Source organism: Amycolatopsis sp. NBC_00348, from assembly GCF_036114655.1.
Taxonomy (GTDB): domain Bacteria; phylum Actinomycetota; class Actinomycetes; order Mycobacteriales; family Pseudonocardiaceae; genus Amycolatopsis.
Map to the genome: position 1 here is coordinate 1090369 of NZ_CP107994.1, position 16452 is coordinate 1106820.

The following is a 16452-nucleotide window of genomic DNA, read 5'->3' on the forward strand; positions in this document are numbered from 1 at the left end:
CTCTCTCCCGGATCTGGGCTCCGGAAGAAGCCTACCGGGGCGCCGCGGGCCGCGCTGATCCGTGCGGGCTCAGCTCGCCGGGTCGGTCCGCCAGGTCATCGTGATCGTCGTGCCGTCCTCGCGGTGGACCTGGGCGCACTGGTCGGTGAGGCTGTCGATGAGCAGCAGCCCGCGGCCGCGCAACCCGTTGGTGGGCACCGGCGTGCGCCAGTCGCCGTAGTCGGTGACGGTGACGGTCAGCCCGCCCGCGAACGCCTCGGCCCGGACGTCGACGTAGCCGGCTTCCTGGTCGCGGTAGGCGTGTTCGGCGGAGTTGGCCATCGCTTCGTAGCCGGCGAGGACGACGTCCTCCGCGCGTTCGGTGCCCAGGCCGAGCGCGCGCACCCAGCCGGCCAGCGCTTCGCGCAGTTCCGGCAGCCGGTCGGCGAGCGCGACCGTGCGGCGGTGGAACAAGGTCGGGGAGGGAGGTGCGCCCGGGGGGACGGGTTCCGTCATGGGCGGTCCTCTCCGCGGTGACGCACGTGGATCAGCGCGATGTCGTCGTCGTGGCGCCCGTGCGTGAGCTCGCCGACGAGGGTGTCCCACGCCGCTTCGAGGTCGGTCGCGGCCAGCAGGCCCGGGATCCCGGCCAGCAGCCACTCGATGCCCAGGGTGAGGTCGCGGGTGCGGCTCTCGACCAGGCCGTCGGTGTAGAGCACCAGGTCGGTGCCCGGCGGGAACGTGGTGGTGTCTTCGGGGAACGCCGAGCCGACACCCAGCGGCTGCGCCATCGCCTCGCCGAGCTGCTCCACCGGGGCACCGGGCCGGATCAGGATCGCCGGCAGGTGCCCGGCGTTCGCGAAGCTCAGCGTGCCGTCCGGGTGGAGGACCGCGTAGAAGCACGTGACGAAGCTCCCGCCGAACAGCCCGGCGGTCAGCTCGGAGACGTTGCGCAGCACTTCCGACGGCGTCAGCTCCAGCTGCGCGTAACAGCGGATCGCCGTGCGGACCTGGCCCATCACGGTCGCGGCGGTGACGCCGTGGCCGACGACGTCGCCGATCACGAACGCGGTCGCGCCGGAGGGGAGCCGGATCACGTCGAACCAGTCGCCGCCGATCTTCGTCCCGGTGGCCGCGGGCAGGTACCGGGTGAGGACGTCGAGGCCGGGCAGGTCCGGGACGACCGGCAGCATGCTGCGGGACAGCTCGGTGACGAGGGTGCGCTCGCGCTCGTAGAGGCGGGCGTTGTCCAGCGCGATGGCCGTGTAGCCGGCGATGCCCTCGGCGAGGTACTCGTGCCGCTCGGTGAACCGGGCGGAGCCGGGGTGGCCGAAGAAGAACCCGCCCAGCACCTCGCCGGTGGTCGGGCTGATCGCCGAGACCGCCAGGTAGCTGCGCACGGGCAGGTGTCCCTCGGGCATCCCGTGGTGGGGCGCGTTCTGCCCGAACCGCGGGTCCGCGGTGATGTCGGGGCTGCGGACGGTGCCGGTGCCGTCGAAGGTCGGGCCGAACACCGCGGTGTTGCGCGGCATCGGGAACCGCTCGAACGCCGCCCGCGGCACGCCCGAGAGCGTGTAGAGCGTGTACGACTCGCCGACATCGTTGACGAGGTTGTAGAAGAACGCGCCGAAGTCCGCGCCGGTCGCCTTCGTGGCGGCGTCGGTCGCGTCCTGCACGATCCGGCCGAGGTCCAGCTGGGCGGTCAGCCGCCGGCCGACCGAGTGCAGCGCGTCGATCACCGCGGCGTCGCCCTGCAGCCGCGCCACCGTGTCCGCGAGGTCTGCGGTGGCGGCCCGCACGGCGGCGGCGACGGCCTCGGTCACGGCCGGTTCGTCCGCCCCGTCGACGAAGGCCCGGCGCACGGCGTCGAGGACTGCGTCGATGGGGGGCGGGGACATCAGGGACTCAGTGCGTCGGTGAGCGACGGGAAGATGGCGAGCTCGTCGGTCAGCCGCGTCAGCTGCAGCGGGCGCAGCGTGATCCGGCCGTTCGCCACCACGCGCAGCGGGGCGGAGCCGGAGTCGCCGCGGTGCGCCCGCACGAGCTCGGCCATCCCGGCCGAGGCCAGGAAGGTGACGTCGGTCAGGTCGATGACCAGCACCGCCGGTTGCTGCCGGGAAGCGCGGTCGGCGAACTGCCGCAGCTTCGGCGCGAGAGCGAGGTCGAGGGCGCCGCTCACCCGGAGCACCGCCGCGCCGTCGCGGTGCTCCAGGACGACGGTGCCCGCGGCACCCACGTCCGGTTCGGCCATGGTCACCATCCTGCCCGTTCGCGCGCGCGAGGCAAACCCGAGGGTGCTGAAACGGCACAGCCGCGGTGCGGCGGGCATGATTGGTCACGGTTGAGCAGACAGCCTTCGTGATCAAGCGCGCCCGCCGGACGTCCCGGCGGCGCCGCCGAGGGCGGGAGAGACACATGACCGAGAACACCCACACTGAAGGCTCCCCGGCTGCTGTGCCATTCGGCGAGTTCAGGATCGCCCGAATGGAGCAGGACGGCGCGGTGGTGCTCGAGGTCGCCGGGGACGTCGACACGACGACGGCGCCCGCGCTGGTCCAAGCCGCGGACGAAGCGCTCGCCGCGGTGCCGAGACTGCTCGTGGTGGACCTGAGCCGCGTCGAGTTCCTGGCCTCGCCGGGGCTGACCGCGCTGCTGATGATCCACCGCAACTCCGCGGCGGGCACCACCGTGCGGATCGTCGCGACCGGCCGCGCCACCCTGCGCCCGATCCAGCTGACCGGCATCGAGGACAGCCTTTCGCTGTTCCCGACCCGGGAGGCGGCGCTGACGGCTTCCTGAGCCGCCTCAGGCGTGGCGGTGGACCACGAGCAGGGCGACGTCGTCCTGCGCCGGCCGGGAGCCGATCATCGCCGCCATCAGCTGTGCGCACACGCGTTCGGGCTCCCCGGCCCGCACGGTGGCCGCGAGGTCGGTCATGCCGGCGTCCACCGCCCGGTCCCGGCGCTCGACGAGCCCGTCGGTGTAGAACACCAGCACCCCGCCCGGCGGCAGGGCGACGACCGTCGTCCGCCGGTCGGGGTGTCCGATGGTCAGGCCGATCGGCGGGTCCGGCGGCGCCGCGACGAGCGCGCCCGGCTCGCCCGGGCGCGCCAGCACCGGCGGCAGGTGCCCGGCCAGCGACAGCGTCAGCGTCTCCCGCGGCGGATCGATGATCCCGTAGGCGACGGTGGCCATCGCGCCGTGCTCGAAGTGGTTGGCCTTGCGGTCGAGCTTGCCGAGCGTCTCGGCCGGGTCGTCGCAGTCGAGGGCGTAGGCGCGCAGGGCGCTGCGCAGCCGGCCCATGATCACGGCCGCCTCGAGCCCGTGCCCGGAGACGTCGCCCATCACGACGCCGACCCGGTCGCCCGGCAGCGGGAACAGGTCGTACCAGTCGCCGCCGAGCCCGGCGTCCGCGCCGGGCACGTACCGGGCGGCGAAGCCGAGACCGGGCAGTTCGGGCAGCCGGTCCGGCAGCAGGCTGCGCTGCAGGGCCATGGTGGCGGTGCGGTTCTCCTCGAGCGCCTCCACCTGGATCGCCATGGCGAGGCGGTCGGCGAGCAGCTGCAGGGTGCCGACCTCGGCCTCGGAGAACCCGCGCGGCCGCACGGATCCGACGTGCAGGACGCCGACCAGCTCGCTGCCGGTGATCATCGGCACGCCGAGCATGGCGTGCAGGCCGCGTTCCCACAGCAGGGAGTTCACGACGGTGGTCTCGTCGACGTGGTCGAGGGCGACGGGCGTGCGGTCCTGGGCCACCCGCCCGGCGAACCCGGTGCCGACCGGCACACGCACGCCCTGGTGGACCTCTTCCTCGATGCCCGCGGCCGCGATCGCCACGAGCTGCTGCCCGCCCGGCTGGTAGCGCAGCACGGTCGCGGTGTCGACCTTCAGCACCTCGCGGACGCGGTCCAGGGTCGCGGTGAGCAGCTCGGTCAGGCCGAGGTGGCCGGCGGGGGCACCGATGATCGTCTCCAGCAGCTGCAGCCGGTCCTGGGCGTCGAGGCTCCGCGACATGGACCGACCCTAGCCGGACGTTGTTGGCGCGCCTAACCATCCCGGGTTTCGCGGGTGGGTCGCGACGGGTACCAGCCGCGCGTGAAAGTCGACCTGGAATGGGTGGGTGTGCTGCGGCACGGCGAGAGCACCGGGAACGTCGCCCGGGAGGTGGCGGAGACGGCGGGCGCGGACGTGATCGACCTCGCCGAGCGCGACGCCGACGTGCCCCTGACCGGGCCGGGACGGGACCAGGCCGCGGCGGCGGGGGAGCTGCTCGCCGGGCACCGGCCGGACGTCGTGGTCACCTCGACCTACCGCCGCGCCTGGGACACCGCCAAGCTGGCCGCGCCGGCCGGGGTGGCGATCGTGCCCGACGAGCGGCTGCGCGATCGCGAGCTCGGCGTCCTGGATCTGCTGACCTCACACGGCGTCCGCGAGCGCCGGCCCGACGAGGCCCGGCGCAAGCGGCGGCTCGGCCGGTTCTACTACCGGCCTCCGGGCGGCGAGTCCTGGGCGGACGTCGTGCTGCGGGTGCGCTCCCTGCTCGCCGAGCTGAGCGCCGAGCGGCCGGGCGCGCGGGTCCTGCTGAGCGCACACGAGATGACGGTGTTCGCCCTCCGGTACCTGCTGGAGGGCCTGCCGGAACCGGACCTCATGCGCGCGGCCGCCGCCACGGCGGTCCCCAACGGCTCGCTGACGACCTGGGAACGCGACCGCGACGGCGGCTTCACGATGGTGCTGGCGCAGCGGACTTAGCGCTGGGCGGTGGGCCGGACGACGAGCTCGTTGACGTCGACGCCGTCCGGCTGCCCGATGGCGTACGAGATCGCGCCGGCGATGGCGTCCGGCGGCATCGCGTGCGCGCGGTAGGCGACCATCGCCTCCTTCGCGCCCGGCTCGGTGATCGTGTCGGCCAGCTCGGACTCCACGACGCCCGGCGAGATCGTCGTGACGCGCAGGCTCGGGTCGCACTCCAGGCGCAGGCCTTCGGTGATCGCGCGCGCCGCGTACTTCGTGGCGCAGTAGACCGCCGCCGTCGGCACCACCTCGTACGCGCCCGTCGAGGCGATCGTCACGAAGTGGCCGCCGCCTTGCCGCTCGAAGTGGGGCAGCGTCGCGGCGATCCCGTTGAGCAGGCCGCGGACGTTGACGTCGAGCATCCGGTCCCACTCCTCGACGTGCCGGGAATCCAAGCGGGACAACGGCATCACGCCGGCGTTGGCGACGAACACGTCGATCCGGCCGTGGTCGCGCACGGCCGCGTCGGCGAACGCGGCGACGTCGGCGCGGTCGGTGACGTCCAGGCCGTGCACGTCGGCGCGCCCGCCCGCCGCCCGGATCTCCGCGGCGAGGGCGTCGAGGCGGTCCTTCCGCCGGGCCCCGAGCACGACGTGGTGGCCTTCGGCGGCCAGCCGCACGGCGGTGGCGTGGCCGATGCCGCTGCTGGCCCCGGTGATGAGGACGATCTTCACTGACGTTCCTTTCCAGGGTTTTCGGGCAGCACAAAGAGGCTGTCCAATGTGGAATACGCTTAGCGGTTGACGTTCTCCGGCGTGCTTTCGGCGGTCAGGCTGCCCAGCAACGACAACGCCGCCTCCGACGGGCTGCCCGGCTCCGCTTGGTAGACGACCAGCTGCTGCCCGGGCGCGCTGTTCACCGTCAGCGCCTCGTAGCTCAGCGTCAGGTCGCCGACCAGCCGGTGGTGGAACCGCTTGGTCTCGTGGGTCTTCTGCCGGATGTCGTGGCGCGCCCACAGCTTGCGGAACGCCTCGCTTTTGACCGACAGCTCGCCGACCGTCTCGATCAGCCGCGGGTCGTCGGGGTCGATCCCGGCGGCCGCGCGCAGGCCACCGACCGTGTTGGCCGCGACGCGGTCCCAGTCCGGGTAGAACGCGCGGGCGTCCGGGTCGAGGAACACCAGCCGGACCAGGTCGCCGCTGTGGGTGTGGCCGTCGAACAGCGCCCGGCCCAGCGCGTTGTGCGCCAGCACGGTGAGGCACCGGCCGAGGACCACCGCGGGGGTGGCCGGCCAGCCCGCCATCAGCCGGACCAGGTTCGGGCTGACCTGCTCCCGCCGCCGGACGCGCCGGCGGGCCGCCGGGCGGGCCAGCCGGTGCAGGTGGGCGGTGGCGTCGTCGTCGAGCATCAGGGCCCGCGCCAGCGCGTCGAGCACCTGCTCCGACGGGTGCCGCTCCCGGCCCTGCTCCAGCCGGACGTAGTAGTCGGTGCTGACGCCGGCCAGCAGCGCGACCTCTTCCCGGCGCAGGCCCGCGACGCGCCGCCCGCGGCCGCCGGGCATGCCCAGCTCCTCCGGACTGACCTGCGCACGGCGGGCCCGGAGGAACTCCCCGAGTACGTTTCCATCCATGCCCCCGCCGCCACCCTCAACGGAGGAGCTTCGCTCCGCTGGCTTCTCTTCAGCCACGAATCGAGGCTAACCCGGATCAGGCGGGGGTGACTGGCCGCGCCGCACCCACCCTCAGGTGAGGCGGATCGACGTCTCGTCGACGAGGCCGTCGTCCGTCGTCCGCTGCATCGTCGCCCACGCGGTGCGCCCGTCGACGTCCAGCGTCATCACGGCGTTGCCGAAGTGCGGCCCCGAAACGCAGTCCCACGTCAGGTCCGTCGGCCGGACGCCGGAGCGGCGCGCGAGCCACCCCATCAGCCCGGTCAGCCGCCGGGACCAGCCGAGCCGGAACACCCGGTTCATGTACCACGGCACGGTGTTGTGCATCGGCGAGCAGGTGAGCTGGTGCACCGGCGCGGCCGGTTCACGCGGGAACCGGGCCCGCGCGACGTAGGCGTGGTGGACGTCGCCGGAGAGCACGTTGACCGAGGCCGCGCCGTCGTCGGCGACCCGGGCGATGAGCTTCGCCAGCCGGTCGAACGACTCGCGGAACGCCGGCCAGTGCTCGAGGTCGGCGAACTGCCGGAACCACTCGGCGGCCTTGCCGCGCACACCCGGCCGGGTGCACGCGCGTTCGTTGATCGACTGCGCGAAGGACAGCGCGGTCGGCAGCAGCCACGGCAGCGACGTGCCGATCAGCAGGTGGTCGACGTCGCCGCCGGCCTGCTCCTCGATCCAGTGGAACTCGTCCTCGCCGATCATCGACCGCACACCCCCTTCGAGGATGCGCCCGGCCCGCGAGTCGATCACGAGCAGCCGGACCGGGCCGAAGTCGCGCCGGTAGGACCAGCGCGTGCCCTTGGCGCCGTCGGCCTCCCGGTCGGCGCGGTCGGCGAACTCGCGCAGCAGCTCCGCGTTGTCCGTCCCGGACGTGCCGACCTGCTGGAAGAGCTTGTCGCCGGCGAGCTCCTCCGGACCGAGGTTGCCCAGGTGCTGGTAGATCCAGTACGACACCAGCGCGCCGCGGATGCGCTCGGGCCACCACGACGTGGCGGCCATCTCCGCCCGCCAGGCCTGCGAGGTGTTCCAGTCGTCGCGGACGTCGTGGTCGTCGAAGATCATCGACGTCGGCAGCGTGGAGAGCAGCCAGCGCACGGCCGGGTCGGACCAGGCCTCGGAGTAGAGGTGGCAGTACTCCTCGAAGTCGGCCACCTCGGAGCCGGGTGGCTGCGAGGTGTCGCGACGGCTCGCGAGCCACTTCTGCGTGTCGTCGGTGGTTTCGTCGGCGTAGACCTGGTCGCCGAGCAGCACCAGCGACTCCGGCCACTCCTCCTCGGCGAGCTTGGCCATCCGGCGGGCGTACGCGGCGAGCGCGTCCTGCCCGAGGGCGTCCTGCTCGCGCGGCTTGCGGCAGGAGCCGAACACCAGCCGGAACCGGGAGTCCTCGGGGGAGAGCGTGCGGATCCGGCTCGGCGGCAGGTCACCGCCGGGTTCGGGCCAGACGACGTCGCCGTCGAGCCGGACCTCGTACGGCGTGCTCTTCGCCGGTTCGAGGCCGGTGAGCACGACCAGCGCGTAGTGGTGGCCGGAGACCTCGAAGGTCCGGGCGGTCGCGTCGCCGGCGCCGACCTCGCACGGGCCGTCCGTCTCGACCCAGATCGTCGCCGACGTGGCGTCGACGTGCCGGAGGAGCGGGCCCAGCAGCAGCGCGGTCATCCGGCGATCCTCCCAGAACCGCGTCGTCCCGGCCGTCCGGCACGCAGTGGGCGGTGCGAAAGCCCCCGAAACATACCGATAGTCGTTGACCGGTTCCGGGGCGCGACGAACGATCGAGACCGCTGCGCGCCCTGCCCCGGAAAGGAATCCCGAGTGAGAAGACTGCTCACTGTGCTGCTGGCCGCCGTCGTGCCGGTGGTCGCCGCGGTCGTGCTGCTCGTCGCGCAGCCCGCGTCCGCGGCGTCGCTGACCCGCGTGACCGGCTTCGGCACCAACCCCAGCAACCTGAACATGTACACCTACGTCCCGGACCGGGTGGCGGCCAAGCCGGCGCTGCTGGTCGCGATCCACTACTGCACCGGCTCGGCTTCGGCGGTCTTCAACGGCTACGCCCGCGACTACGTCACCGCGGCCGACCAGTACGGGTACGTCATCGTGTTCCCGGAGGCCACCCGCAGCGGCGCCTGCTTCGACGTCTCCTCACCGCAGGCGCTGACCCGCGGCGGCGGCAGCGACCCGGTCGGCATCCTCTCGATGGTCGACTACGCGAAGCAGCACTACAACGTCGACCCTTCCCGGGTCTACGTCACCGGGTTCTCCTCGGGCGCGATGATGACGAACGTGCTCGCCGCGGAGTACCCGGACGTGTTCGCCGCCGGGTCGGCGTTCATGGGCGTGCCCGCCGGCTGCTTCGGCACCACCGACGGGTCGAGCTGGAACTCCCAGTGCGCGAACGGCCAGCTGACGAAGACCGCGCAGCAGTGGGGTGACCAGGCCCGGCAGATGAGCGGCGGGCGCAGCGGCCCGTACCCGCGGATGCAGCTGTGGCACGGCACCGCCGACGACACCCTGCGTTACCCGAACTTCGGCGAAGAGGTCAAGCAGTGGACCAACCTCGCCGGGGTGAGCCAGACGGCGTCGGGCACCGACCAGCCGCAGTCCGGCTGGACCCGTGCCCGCTACGGCGGCACCGGCGTCCAGGCGCCGGTCGAGGCGATCAGCGTCCAGGGCGCCGGGCACGTGCTGCCGCAGAGCGGCATGGTGGGCTACGCGATCGCGTACCTCGGCCTGAACAGCGGCGGCACTACCACGACCACGCCGACCACCCCGACCACTCCCACCACGACGACGTCACCCCCGCCGGCGACGGGCACCACGCTCGGCGGCGCGGCGGCGCGGACCGGCCGGTACTTCGGCACGGCCGTCTCGGCGAGCAGGCTCTCGGACAGCGTCTACACCGGCATCCTGAGCCGTGAATTCAGCATGATCACGCCCGAGAACGAGATGAAGATCGACGCGACCGAGCCGAACCAGGGCCAGTTCTCCTACGGCAACGCCGACCGGATCGTGGCCCAGGCCAGGTCCCAGGGCGCCCAGGTCCGCGGGCACACGCTGGCCTGGTACGGGCAGCAGCCCGGCTGGATGCAGGGCATGGAAGGCTCGTCGCTGCGCTCGGCGATGCTCAACCACGTCACCCAGGTCGCGACGCACTACCGCGGCCAGCTCTACTCGTGGGACGTGGTGAACGAGGCGTTCGCCGACGGCAGTTCCGGCGCCCGCCGCGACTCCAACCTGCAGCGCACCGGCAACGACTGGATCGAGGCGGCGTTCCGCGCCGCCCGGGCGGCCGACCCCGGCGCGAAGCTCTGCTACAACGACTACAACACCGACGACTGGAGCCAGGCGAAGACCCAGGCCGTGTACCGCATGGTGCAGGACTTCAAGTCCCGCGGCGTGCCGATCGACTGCGTCGGCTTCCAGTCGCACTTCAACAGCGCCAGCCCGGTGCCGTCGAACTACCAGACCACGCTGCAGAACTTCGCCGACCTCGGCGTGGACGTCCAGATCACCGAGCTGGACATCGAGGGGTCGGGCACCACGCAGGCGAACAGCTTCCGCACGGTCACGAACGCCTGCCTCGCGGTGGCGCGCTGCAACGGCCTGACCGTGTGGGGCATCCGGGACACCGACTCCTGGCGCGCGTCGGCCACCCCGCTGCTGTTCGACGGCAGCGGGAACAAGAAGGCCGCCTACACCGCGGTCCTCGACGCGCTGAACGGCGGCACCACGACCACGCCGCCGCCCACCACGACCACCCCGCCGCCGACGACCACGACCCCGCCGCCGTCGGGCGGGTGCACCGGGACCTACGCGAAGACGGCGGAGTGGAACGTCGGCTTCAACGGCCAGATCTCGGTGACGGGCTCGAACAACTGGGTGCTCACGATCACCTTCCACGCACCCCAGAAGGTCATCGGCAGCTGGAACTACACCGGCACCTGGGACAGCACCGGCTACGTGCTGACCGCGAAACCCAACGGCAGCGGCAACGTCATCGGGTTCACCGTCGAGCACGGCGGGAACCTGACGGCGCCCACCGTGACCTGCGGGACGTCCTGACGGGTCAGAACAACCGGCCGACCTCGTCCGCGGGCGGCTCCTCCAGGCTCAGGAGGAACCGCTTGCGGGCCAGGCCGCCGGCGTACCCGGTCAGGCTCCCGCTCGTGCCGACCACCCGGTGGCACGGCACGATGACGCTGATCGGGTTCCAGCCGTTGGCGTTGCCGACGGCCTGCGCGGCACCCGGGTCGCCCAGTGCGGCGGCCAGCTGCCCGTAGGTGCGGGTCTCGCCGAACGGGATCTTCGTCAGCAGGTCCCAGACCTGCTTCTCGAACGCGGAACCACGCGGCGCGAGCTCGAGGTCGAACTCGCGCCGCGTGCCCGCGAAGTACTCGCCCAGCTGTGCTTCCACGACCTCGAAGCCGGTCTCGGTGCGCTCCCCGAGGTCGGTCATCCGGGGCGTGCGCAGGTGGCCGTCGAAGTAGAGGCCGAGCAGCGCACCGGCCGCGTCACCGACGAGGGTCAGTGGCCCGATGGGGGAGTCGATGACGGTGTGCCGGACGCTCATGGCGCCAGCTTATCGGCTCAGGAATCGCTGACCTTGACCGACAGCGAGTCGACGCTCATCTCGGCGCCCGGCGTGATGTCCGCACTCGGGGAGGTGCAGCCGCAGACCTTGTTCGGGTAGGAGCCGCCGATCGCGACGTCGAAGATGACGAAGAACCCGTGGTCGACCGCGGCCTTCCAAGTCGCGTCCGACACCTGGTTCTGCTTCACCGAGTAGGTCTGGTTGCCGTCGAGGTAGAACCGCAGCTCTTCCGCGGCGGCGTCGCGGCGGTCCACCACGACCGAGTAGGAGTGGTAGCCGTCCTGGCAGCCCGGGCAGTCCTGCAGGTCGCTCGTGATGCCGTCCGGGTCGTGGCACTCGCCCTGCCACTGTCCACAGTGGAAGGTGGTGGAGTGCTTGCTGAGCGCGTTGACGTCCTCCATGATGTCGAGCTCGCCGATGCTCGGCCAGTTCGTCGCGCCGACCGGCCGCGCGTCGCCGCCCATCGCCCAGAACGCCGGCCAGTAACCGAGCCCGCCGGCGGGGGACGGCTGCTTGAGCGACGCGCTGATCTCCAGCTGTCCACCGGCCGGGGCGGCGAAGTCGGTCCGCTGCGTCTCGATCCGGCCGGAGGTCCAGTTGCCCGCGGCGTCACGCAGCGGCTTGATGGCGAGGTGGCCGGCGCCGTCGTGGTAGACGTTGTCGGTCGAGTCCGTCGCCGTCTCGAGCTCGCCGGTGCCCCAGGCCGCCGCGCCGCCCGGGTAGCCGGTTCCCCTGTCGTAGAGCCAGTCCTGGGTGTTCAGGCCAGTACCGGCCGCGCCGTCGAAGTCGTCCTGGAACACGGTGGTCCAGGTCTCCGCGGCGGACGTCGTCGCGGGGGCGAGGAAGGGCAGTGACAACGTTGCCATCACGGCGGTCAGTCGCAGGAAACGCTTGCTGGGCTGCATGGGGTCCGCTTTCTCTGTGATGAAGCCGGAAAGGGGGTGCGTCCACCTGCGAGGCCGTCCACTGTCACCGACCGTTCGCGGGGAAGTCAAGGCCCCTGCCCGGAATTACCCGCGACCCGGTACCCGGGGGCAGTGCCCGGCCGGGATTGTTTGAAAATTCTCCGCGCGGGGCATCGCGCGCCGGGTGCGAACGGTGGTCTAGACCTACCTTGGAGGGGTTGTCAGGCCCGGCAGGCGGCGTTCATAGTTTGTTGGCGTCCACAACGAATCTGCGAGCGCGGCCTGTGTCTCCATTGTGGAGCACGCCGCGTGTTCTGGTAATCCTCAAAGTGGAGGAATCATGATCTCGCGCCGCTCGTTCCTGAGCCTTTCGGCGGCCACGCTCGCCACCGCCACCGTGCTGCCCCTGGCCCGCACCGCCTACGCCGCGACGCCGTCGACCTTCGGTCTCAAGCTGGTGAACAACTCCGGCTCCGGCACCGTGTACGCCTACGTCACCGGCACGACCCCGGACGGCCGGCTGGTCCTGCTGCGCGCCGACGGCTCGCCGTACTACCCGGACTCGCCCGGCGCCGCGCACACGCCGTTGCCCGAGGACTGCGCCATCCCGGTCGGATCCGGGGCCCAGGTCTCCGTGCCCAAGATGGGCGGCGCGCGGATCTACGTCGTCACGGACGCGAAGCTGGACTTCTTCCTCGACCCGGGGCCGGCCCTGGTGCACCCGAGCTTCCTGAACACCGCTGATCCCAACTTCGAGAAGAACTGGTCGTTCAGCGAGTTCACGTTCAACGACGAGCAGCTGTTCGCCAACATCAGCTACGTCGACTTCGTCGGGATGCCGATGGGCCTGTCGCTCACGACGTCCGGCTCGGGCACGAAAACCGTCAACGGCCTGCCGTCGGGGTCGCTGGACGCGATCTCGTCGGAGCTGACGGCGCTGGGCGGCAACTGGCCGGGGCTGGTGCAGACCGGCGGCGGCGGGAACCTGCGTGCGCTGTCGCCGCACCACCACGCCGACCAGTTCGGCGGGTACCTCGACGGCTACATCGACCAGGTCTGGCAGAAGTACGAGGGCACCGACCTCGTGGTGGACTCGCAGAACCCGGGCCTGGGCACGTTCACCGGCCGCGTCACCGGCGGCCAGCTGGTGCTCGGGGGCGAGTCCTTCGCGAAGCCGGCCACGGCGGACGTCTGGAGCTGCGACAGCGGCCCGTTCGCCATCGCGGCCGGCGCGAGTGACGCGCGCAAGAGCATCATCCCGCGCCTGGCGGCGGCCCTGAACCGGACGACGTTGCTGGACAACGCGAACCAGCCGACGGCGGAGGACCCGGCGAAGTTCTACCTGGGCGACGTCACCAACCACTACGCCCGCATCGTCCACTCGAAACTGCCCGACAACCGGGGCTACGCGTTCCCGTACGACGACGTCAGCCCGGGCCCGGACTTCAGCGGCGCGGTGTTCGCCGGCGACCCGGACGTGCTGACGATCACGGTCGGGGCGACCCATGGCTGAGCCCGTTCAAAAACTGTCGGTGGTGGCGGTTAGCCTCATGGCATGAACACGGACGACGCGACGGTCCCGGCGGACCAGCTCACCAAGGGCCAGTGGTTCTGGCACGAGCCCGCCCCGGGGCTGCCCGCGTGGCAGCTACAGGTGACTTCGGCGGACATCCTGGAGGATTCCGTCGAGATCTTCACCACGGACGAGGAGCGCGAACTGGTGTCGTACCCGCGCAACCGCCTCGTGCGGCTGGCCAGCGCGGCCTGAGGTTCCCTGAAACGCGGTGGGCCTGCTCCGGCTCACCGCGTTTCTCGGCTTTCGAGCCCGCTCATTCGCATTCGATGAGCGATGCCGGAGTGACTGACGGTATTCGGCTGGTGGTCGCCCGTTGCTTCGTCAGCCGTGACGTTCTTTCATCTTGCTCGATTTCCCGAATCGGTCGCCTTCGCGGCCTCATTCGACCCACGCGGGTCAGGCCGCACCCGCGTGCCGCAAGGCGGCCGGGCGCCAGGTCATCCGGACCGTCGTGCCCTGCTCGCCGGTGTCGATGTCGTACTGGTCGGTCACCTTGTCGATCAGCAGCAAGCCCCGGCCGCCCGAGGTGCGCAGGCCCGCGGTGCGGGGTCGGCTCGCGCGGGTCGCCGGGATGCCGCAGCCGGTGTCGGTGACCGTCACGGTCACGGCGTCGCCCACTCGCGCGGCCTGCAGGCGCGCCCAGCCGTGCTTGACCGGGTAGGCGTGGGCCGCGACGTTCGCCAGCGCCTCGTAGGTGGCCAGCGTGATGTCGTGCGTGCTCTCCGGGTCCAGGGGGAGGGCGGCCAGCCAGCGGATGAGCTTGCGGCGCAGGTCGGCGACGTCGTTGGGCAGCGCCGGCGCGAGTTCTTCGAAGGTCGAGCTGACCACGGTCCCGGACCCCGCGGGGAGGCGGTCGGAGGACGTGGACCCGGGTGGGCCGTCGTCGGCGGTTTCGCCGGTGTCGACGTCCGGTTCCGGGGTGTGTCGGTGCACGGTGTGCTCCCATCCGTCGGCCACGGTTCGGCGGGCTTCCCTGGAGTCCTACCCACCGCCACCGGTTCTCACGCATTGTGCTTCGGGGAAAGTCGGGCTACAGTGAAGGTGCTCCTCGCGGACGTCGGCCTCCAGGCCGCCCGGAGGAAGCTCCCGGATCCAGGCCAGCTCGGCCTCTTTCCTTTCCTTTCACGGTCCGCCGCCGTCCGCGCGCCGGCCGTTCCCCGCATTCAGGAGAAAACTATGCCTTTCCACGGAATCCTTGACGTACAAGGAAAATCCGCCTTCGTCCGCGCCGGCTACCGGAGCGCCGACGGCGACGTCACCATCCCGCTTTCCGTCGTCCGCAAGCACAAGCTGCGCACGGGCGACGAAATCACCGGCACCGCCGAGGAAATCATCAGCGTCGACGGCGTCAACCCGGCCACGCGCCGCCCGCACTTCGACGACCTCGTCCCGGTGCACCCCGACGAGCGCCTGCTGCTCGAAACCACCCCGGCACGGGTGCTGACCCGCGTCATCGACCTCGTCACCCCGATCGGCAAGGGCCAGCGCGCGCTGGTCGTCTCGCCACCGAAGGCGGGGAAAACCACGGTGCTGAGCGAAATCGCGCACGGCATCGCCACCAACCACCCGGAGTGCAAGCTCATGGTGCTGCTCGCCGACGAGCGTCCGGAGGAGGTCACCGAACTGCGCCGCACCGTGCGCGGGGAGGTGATCGCGTCCACATTCGACCGGCCGCCGGCCGAGCACGTAGCGATCGCGGAACTGGCGGTCGAGCGCGCCAAGCGCTTGGTGGAGCGCGGCGAAGACGTCGTGCTCCTGCTGGACTCCCTGACCCGCCTGGGCCGCGCGTACAACTTGTCGGCCCGCCCTTCGGGCCGCACCCTCTCCGGAGGCGTCGACGCGGCGGCCCTGCAGCCGATGAAGCGCATCCTGGGCGCCGCAAGGAACGTCGAGGGCGGCGGTTCCCTCACGATCATCGCGACCGCGCTGGTGGAAACCGGTTCACTCGCCGACACGGTGTTCTTCGAGGAGCTGAAGAGCACGGGCAACGCCGAGCTGAAACTGGACCGCCGCACCGCGGAACGCCGAGTCTTCCCGGCGGTAGACCTGGCCGCTTCCGGCACCCGCCGCGAGGAACTGCTGGTGACACCGGAGGAACTGGCCGCAATGCGCGACGTCCGCCGAGCACTGCAGGGCCCGCACGCGGTGGAGCAACTGCTGGACCAGCTACGCAAGACAGGCTCGAACGCCGAGTTCCTGCTACGCGTAACCGGCGCGGCTGCACTGCCCCAGGCCGCCTGAGCCCACTCGGCCACAGTGCCGTTCGGTTGCAGTGCCCGCGCAGCTGCTGCGCGCCCTGCTCAGCCGGGCCAGTTCGGTTCGTGCCGCTATAGCCAGCCCGGCCAGATATCCGGCCGGTCGTTGAACCCGCTGCCGAGTGCCGACCGACCCAATCGCTGGCCGGCTCAAGCGCTCGCGCCGCCCGATCGGGCCAGTTCGGTCCGCCGCCGAGTGTCGGCCGACCCAAGGCGCCAGCCGACCCAGCTCCGGCCAGCCCAAGCGCTCGTCCGCCAGCCGCCAGCCGCCGGGTACCGGTCAGCCGCCGCAGCCAGGTGCCGCTTCGGCCGCCGTCGCACCTCAGCCGATGCCTGTCTGCGCAACCGCCGCGGACACGCTCAAGCCCCGTAGCCGCCGCCGGTCCACGCCGCCGCCCCGGACACGCTCAAGCGCCGCGGCCGGTGGTCTGCTGCAGCTCGTCGATGCGCCTCGATGCCTCGGCCTTCGTCAGGTCTTCGGGCACCTCCTGCCCCGCCTCCTGGGCGAGCGTCTGCAGGTAGGACTTCTGCGGCCCGGTCATCGGCTCGTCGCCGGTGGTCCAGTCGCTCGGGTCCTTCTCCGGGTTGGGTTCCGGCTGTTCGGTCATCACCACTCCATTCGAACGTCTGTTCGCCTGGGTCCGACTGTAACCCAGAGCCCCGACAATTTCCGTGCACGTCCCCGCGGAGGAGTTTCCCCGCGAACCCTTCCCGGAAACGCGAAATCCGTCCACCGCGGTGTGAAGACC

The 16452-nt window shown here is 71.6% G+C and carries 17 protein-coding genes; 6 read left to right on the forward strand and 11 right to left on the reverse strand.

Annotated elements, in window-relative coordinates; genetic code table 11:
• Positions 1-69: 69 nt before the first annotated feature.
• The 3 genes from OHS58_RS05270 to OHS58_RS05280 are packed head-to-tail and all read right to left on the reverse strand — an operon-like array spanning position 70 to position 2230.
• On the reverse strand, positions 70-495 hold the full coding sequence (locus OHS58_RS05270) for an ATP-binding protein (RefSeq protein ID WP_328647331.1): 426 nt from the start codon (positions 493-495) through the stop codon (positions 70-72).
• Positions 492-1877 carry a PP2C family protein-serine/threonine phosphatase gene (locus OHS58_RS05275; RefSeq protein ID WP_328647332.1) on the reverse strand — a complete coding sequence of 462 codons (1386 nt, stop codon included), beginning with the start codon at positions 1875-1877 and terminating at the stop codon, positions 492-494. The genes OHS58_RS05270 and OHS58_RS05275 overlap by 4 nt, the downstream gene beginning before the upstream one ends.
• Complete coding sequence (locus tag OHS58_RS05280) at positions 1877-2230, reverse strand: STAS domain-containing protein (protein WP_326951040.1); 354 nt, start codon at positions 2228-2230, stop codon at positions 1877-1879. Before OHS58_RS05280 ends, OHS58_RS05275 begins: the two co-directional genes overlap by 1 nt.
• Positions 2231-2463: 233 nt before the next feature.
• Here OHS58_RS05280 and OHS58_RS05285 point away from each other — a divergent pair, with 233 nt between their 5' ends.
• On the forward strand, positions 2464-2778 hold the full coding sequence (locus OHS58_RS05285) for an STAS domain-containing protein (RefSeq protein ID WP_328647333.1): 315 nt from the start codon (positions 2464-2466) through the stop codon (positions 2776-2778).
• A 6-nt stretch (positions 2779-2784) separates the two neighbouring features.
• Here OHS58_RS05285 and OHS58_RS05290 read toward each other — a convergent pair whose 3' ends face one another.
• Entirely contained in the window at positions 2785-3993 is a 1209-nt protein-coding gene (locus OHS58_RS05290) for a PP2C family protein-serine/threonine phosphatase (protein ID WP_328647334.1), read from the reverse strand.
• A gap of 81 nt (positions 3994-4074) precedes the next feature.
• On the opposite strand from OHS58_RS05290, the gene OHS58_RS05295 reads away from it, so the two are divergent.
• A complete protein-coding gene (locus OHS58_RS05295) occupies positions 4075-4731 on the forward strand; it encodes a histidine phosphatase family protein (protein WP_328647335.1) in 657 nt (218 codons plus the stop codon).
• Here OHS58_RS05295 and OHS58_RS05300 read toward each other — a convergent pair.
• The 3 genes from OHS58_RS05300 to OHS58_RS05310 all read right to left on the reverse strand — a co-directional run bounded on the left by OHS58_RS05300 (position 4728) and on the right by OHS58_RS05310 (position 8038).
• Positions 4728-5447 (reverse strand): SDR family oxidoreductase, encoded by a 720-nt coding sequence (locus tag OHS58_RS05300; protein ID WP_328647336.1) that lies wholly within the window; start codon positions 5445-5447, stop codon positions 4728-4730. The genes OHS58_RS05295 and OHS58_RS05300 overlap by 4 nt on opposite strands.
• A 59-nt stretch (positions 5448-5506) precedes the next feature.
• Positions 5507-6343, reverse strand: coding sequence for a helix-turn-helix transcriptional regulator (locus OHS58_RS05305; RefSeq protein WP_328647337.1), 837 nt, complete (start codon positions 6341-6343; stop codon positions 5507-5509).
• A gap of 111 nt (positions 6344-6454) precedes the next feature.
• Positions 6455-8038 (reverse strand): alkaline phosphatase D family protein, encoded by a 1584-nt coding sequence (locus tag OHS58_RS05310; RefSeq protein WP_328647338.1) that lies wholly within the window; start codon positions 8036-8038, stop codon positions 6455-6457.
• A gap of 153 nt (positions 8039-8191) precedes the next feature.
• Here OHS58_RS05310 and OHS58_RS05315 point away from each other — a divergent pair, with 153 nt between their 5' ends.
• The gene (locus tag OHS58_RS05315; protein WP_328647339.1) at positions 8192-10438 is read left to right on the forward strand and encodes an extracellular catalytic domain type 1 short-chain-length polyhydroxyalkanoate depolymerase; all 2247 of its coding nucleotides are present in this window, start codon (positions 8192-8194) and stop codon (positions 10436-10438) included.
• A 4-nt stretch (positions 10439-10442) separates the two neighbouring features.
• On the opposite strand, the gene OHS58_RS05320 is transcribed toward OHS58_RS05315, so the two are convergent.
• Both OHS58_RS05320 and OHS58_RS05325 read right to left on the reverse strand, forming a co-directional pair.
• Positions 10443-10946: a methylated-DNA--[protein]-cysteine S-methyltransferase gene (locus OHS58_RS05320; RefSeq protein WP_247053685.1), complete on the reverse strand. Its 504-nt coding sequence runs from the start codon at positions 10944-10946 to the stop codon at positions 10443-10445.
• A gap of 17 nt (positions 10947-10963) precedes the next feature.
• Positions 10964-11872, reverse strand: coding sequence for a glycoside hydrolase family 16 protein (locus tag OHS58_RS05325; RefSeq protein ID WP_328647340.1), 909 nt, complete (start codon positions 11870-11872; stop codon positions 10964-10966).
• 340 nt (positions 11873-12212) lie between these two features.
• Here OHS58_RS05325 and OHS58_RS05330 point away from each other — a divergent pair, with 340 nt between their 5' ends.
• Positions 12213-13385 (forward strand): glycoside hydrolase family 64 protein, encoded by a 1173-nt coding sequence (locus OHS58_RS05330; protein WP_328647341.1) that lies wholly within the window; start codon positions 12213-12215, stop codon positions 13383-13385.
• A 42-nt stretch (positions 13386-13427) separates the two neighbouring features.
• The gene (locus tag OHS58_RS05335; protein ID WP_247053679.1) at positions 13428-13640 is read left to right on the forward strand and encodes a hypothetical protein; all 213 of its coding nucleotides are present in this window, start codon (positions 13428-13430) and stop codon (positions 13638-13640) included.
• Between the two features lie 204 nt (positions 13641-13844).
• Here OHS58_RS05335 and OHS58_RS05340 read toward each other — a convergent pair whose 3' ends face one another.
• The gene (locus OHS58_RS05340; RefSeq protein WP_328647342.1) at positions 13845-14381 is read right to left on the reverse strand and encodes an ATP-binding protein; all 537 of its coding nucleotides are present in this window, start codon (positions 14379-14381) and stop codon (positions 13845-13847) included.
• A 243-nt stretch (positions 14382-14624) separates the two neighbouring features.
• On the opposite strand from OHS58_RS05340, the gene rho reads away from it, so the two are divergent.
• Positions 14625-15689, forward strand: a complete 1065-nt coding sequence (rho, locus tag OHS58_RS05345) for a transcription termination factor Rho (protein WP_326951580.1) — start codon at positions 14625-14627, stop codon at positions 15687-15689.
• A 421-nt stretch (positions 15690-16110) separates the two neighbouring features.
• On the opposite strand, the gene OHS58_RS05350 is transcribed toward rho, so the two are convergent.
• Complete coding sequence (locus OHS58_RS05350; protein WP_326952194.1) at positions 16111-16311, reverse strand: DUF3072 domain-containing protein; 201 nt, start codon at positions 16309-16311, stop codon at positions 16111-16113.
• Positions 16312-16452: the final 141 nt, after the last annotated feature.

Excerpts from the sequence above, each read along its gene's own strand:
- OHS58_RS05270 (WP_328647331.1), bottom strand. The coding sequence starts at position 495 with ATGACGGAACCCGTCCCCCCGGGCGCACCTCCCTCCCCGACCTTGTTC.
- OHS58_RS05275 (WP_328647332.1), bottom strand. The coding sequence starts at position 1,877 with ATGTCCCCGCCCCCCATCGACGCAGTCCTCGACGCCGTGCGCCGGGCC.
- OHS58_RS05280 (WP_326951040.1), bottom strand. The coding sequence starts at position 2,230 with ATGGCCGAACCGGACGTGGGTGCCGCGGGCACCGTCGTCCTGGAGCAC.
- OHS58_RS05285 (WP_328647333.1), top strand. The coding sequence starts at position 2,464 with ATGGAGCAGGACGGCGCGGTGGTGCTCGAGGTCGCCGGGGACGTCGAC.
- OHS58_RS05290 (WP_328647334.1), bottom strand. The coding sequence starts at position 3,993 with ATGTCGCGGAGCCTCGACGCCCAGGACCGGCTGCAGCTGCTGGAGACG.
- OHS58_RS05305 (WP_328647337.1), bottom strand. The coding sequence starts at position 6,343 with ATGGATGGAAACGTACTCGGGGAGTTCCTCCGGGCCCGCCGTGCGCAG.
- OHS58_RS05310 (WP_328647338.1), bottom strand. The coding sequence starts at position 8,038 with ATGACCGCGCTGCTGCTGGGCCCGCTCCTCCGGCACGTCGACGCCACG.
- OHS58_RS05320 (WP_247053685.1), bottom strand. The coding sequence starts at position 10,946 with ATGAGCGTCCGGCACACCGTCATCGACTCCCCCATCGGGCCACTGACC.
- OHS58_RS05325 (WP_328647340.1), bottom strand. The coding sequence starts at position 11,872 with ATGCAGCCCAGCAAGCGTTTCCTGCGACTGACCGCCGTGATGGCAACG.
- OHS58_RS05330 (WP_328647341.1), top strand. The coding sequence starts at position 12,213 with ATGATCTCGCGCCGCTCGTTCCTGAGCCTTTCGGCGGCCACGCTCGCC.
- OHS58_RS05335 (WP_247053679.1), top strand. The coding sequence starts at position 13,428 with ATGAACACGGACGACGCGACGGTCCCGGCGGACCAGCTCACCAAGGGC.
- rho (WP_326951580.1), top strand. The coding sequence starts at position 14,625 with ATGCCTTTCCACGGAATCCTTGACGTACAAGGAAAATCCGCCTTCGTC.
- OHS58_RS05350 (WP_326952194.1), bottom strand. The coding sequence starts at position 16,311 with ATGACCGAACAGCCGGAACCCAACCCGGAGAAGGACCCGAGCGACTGG.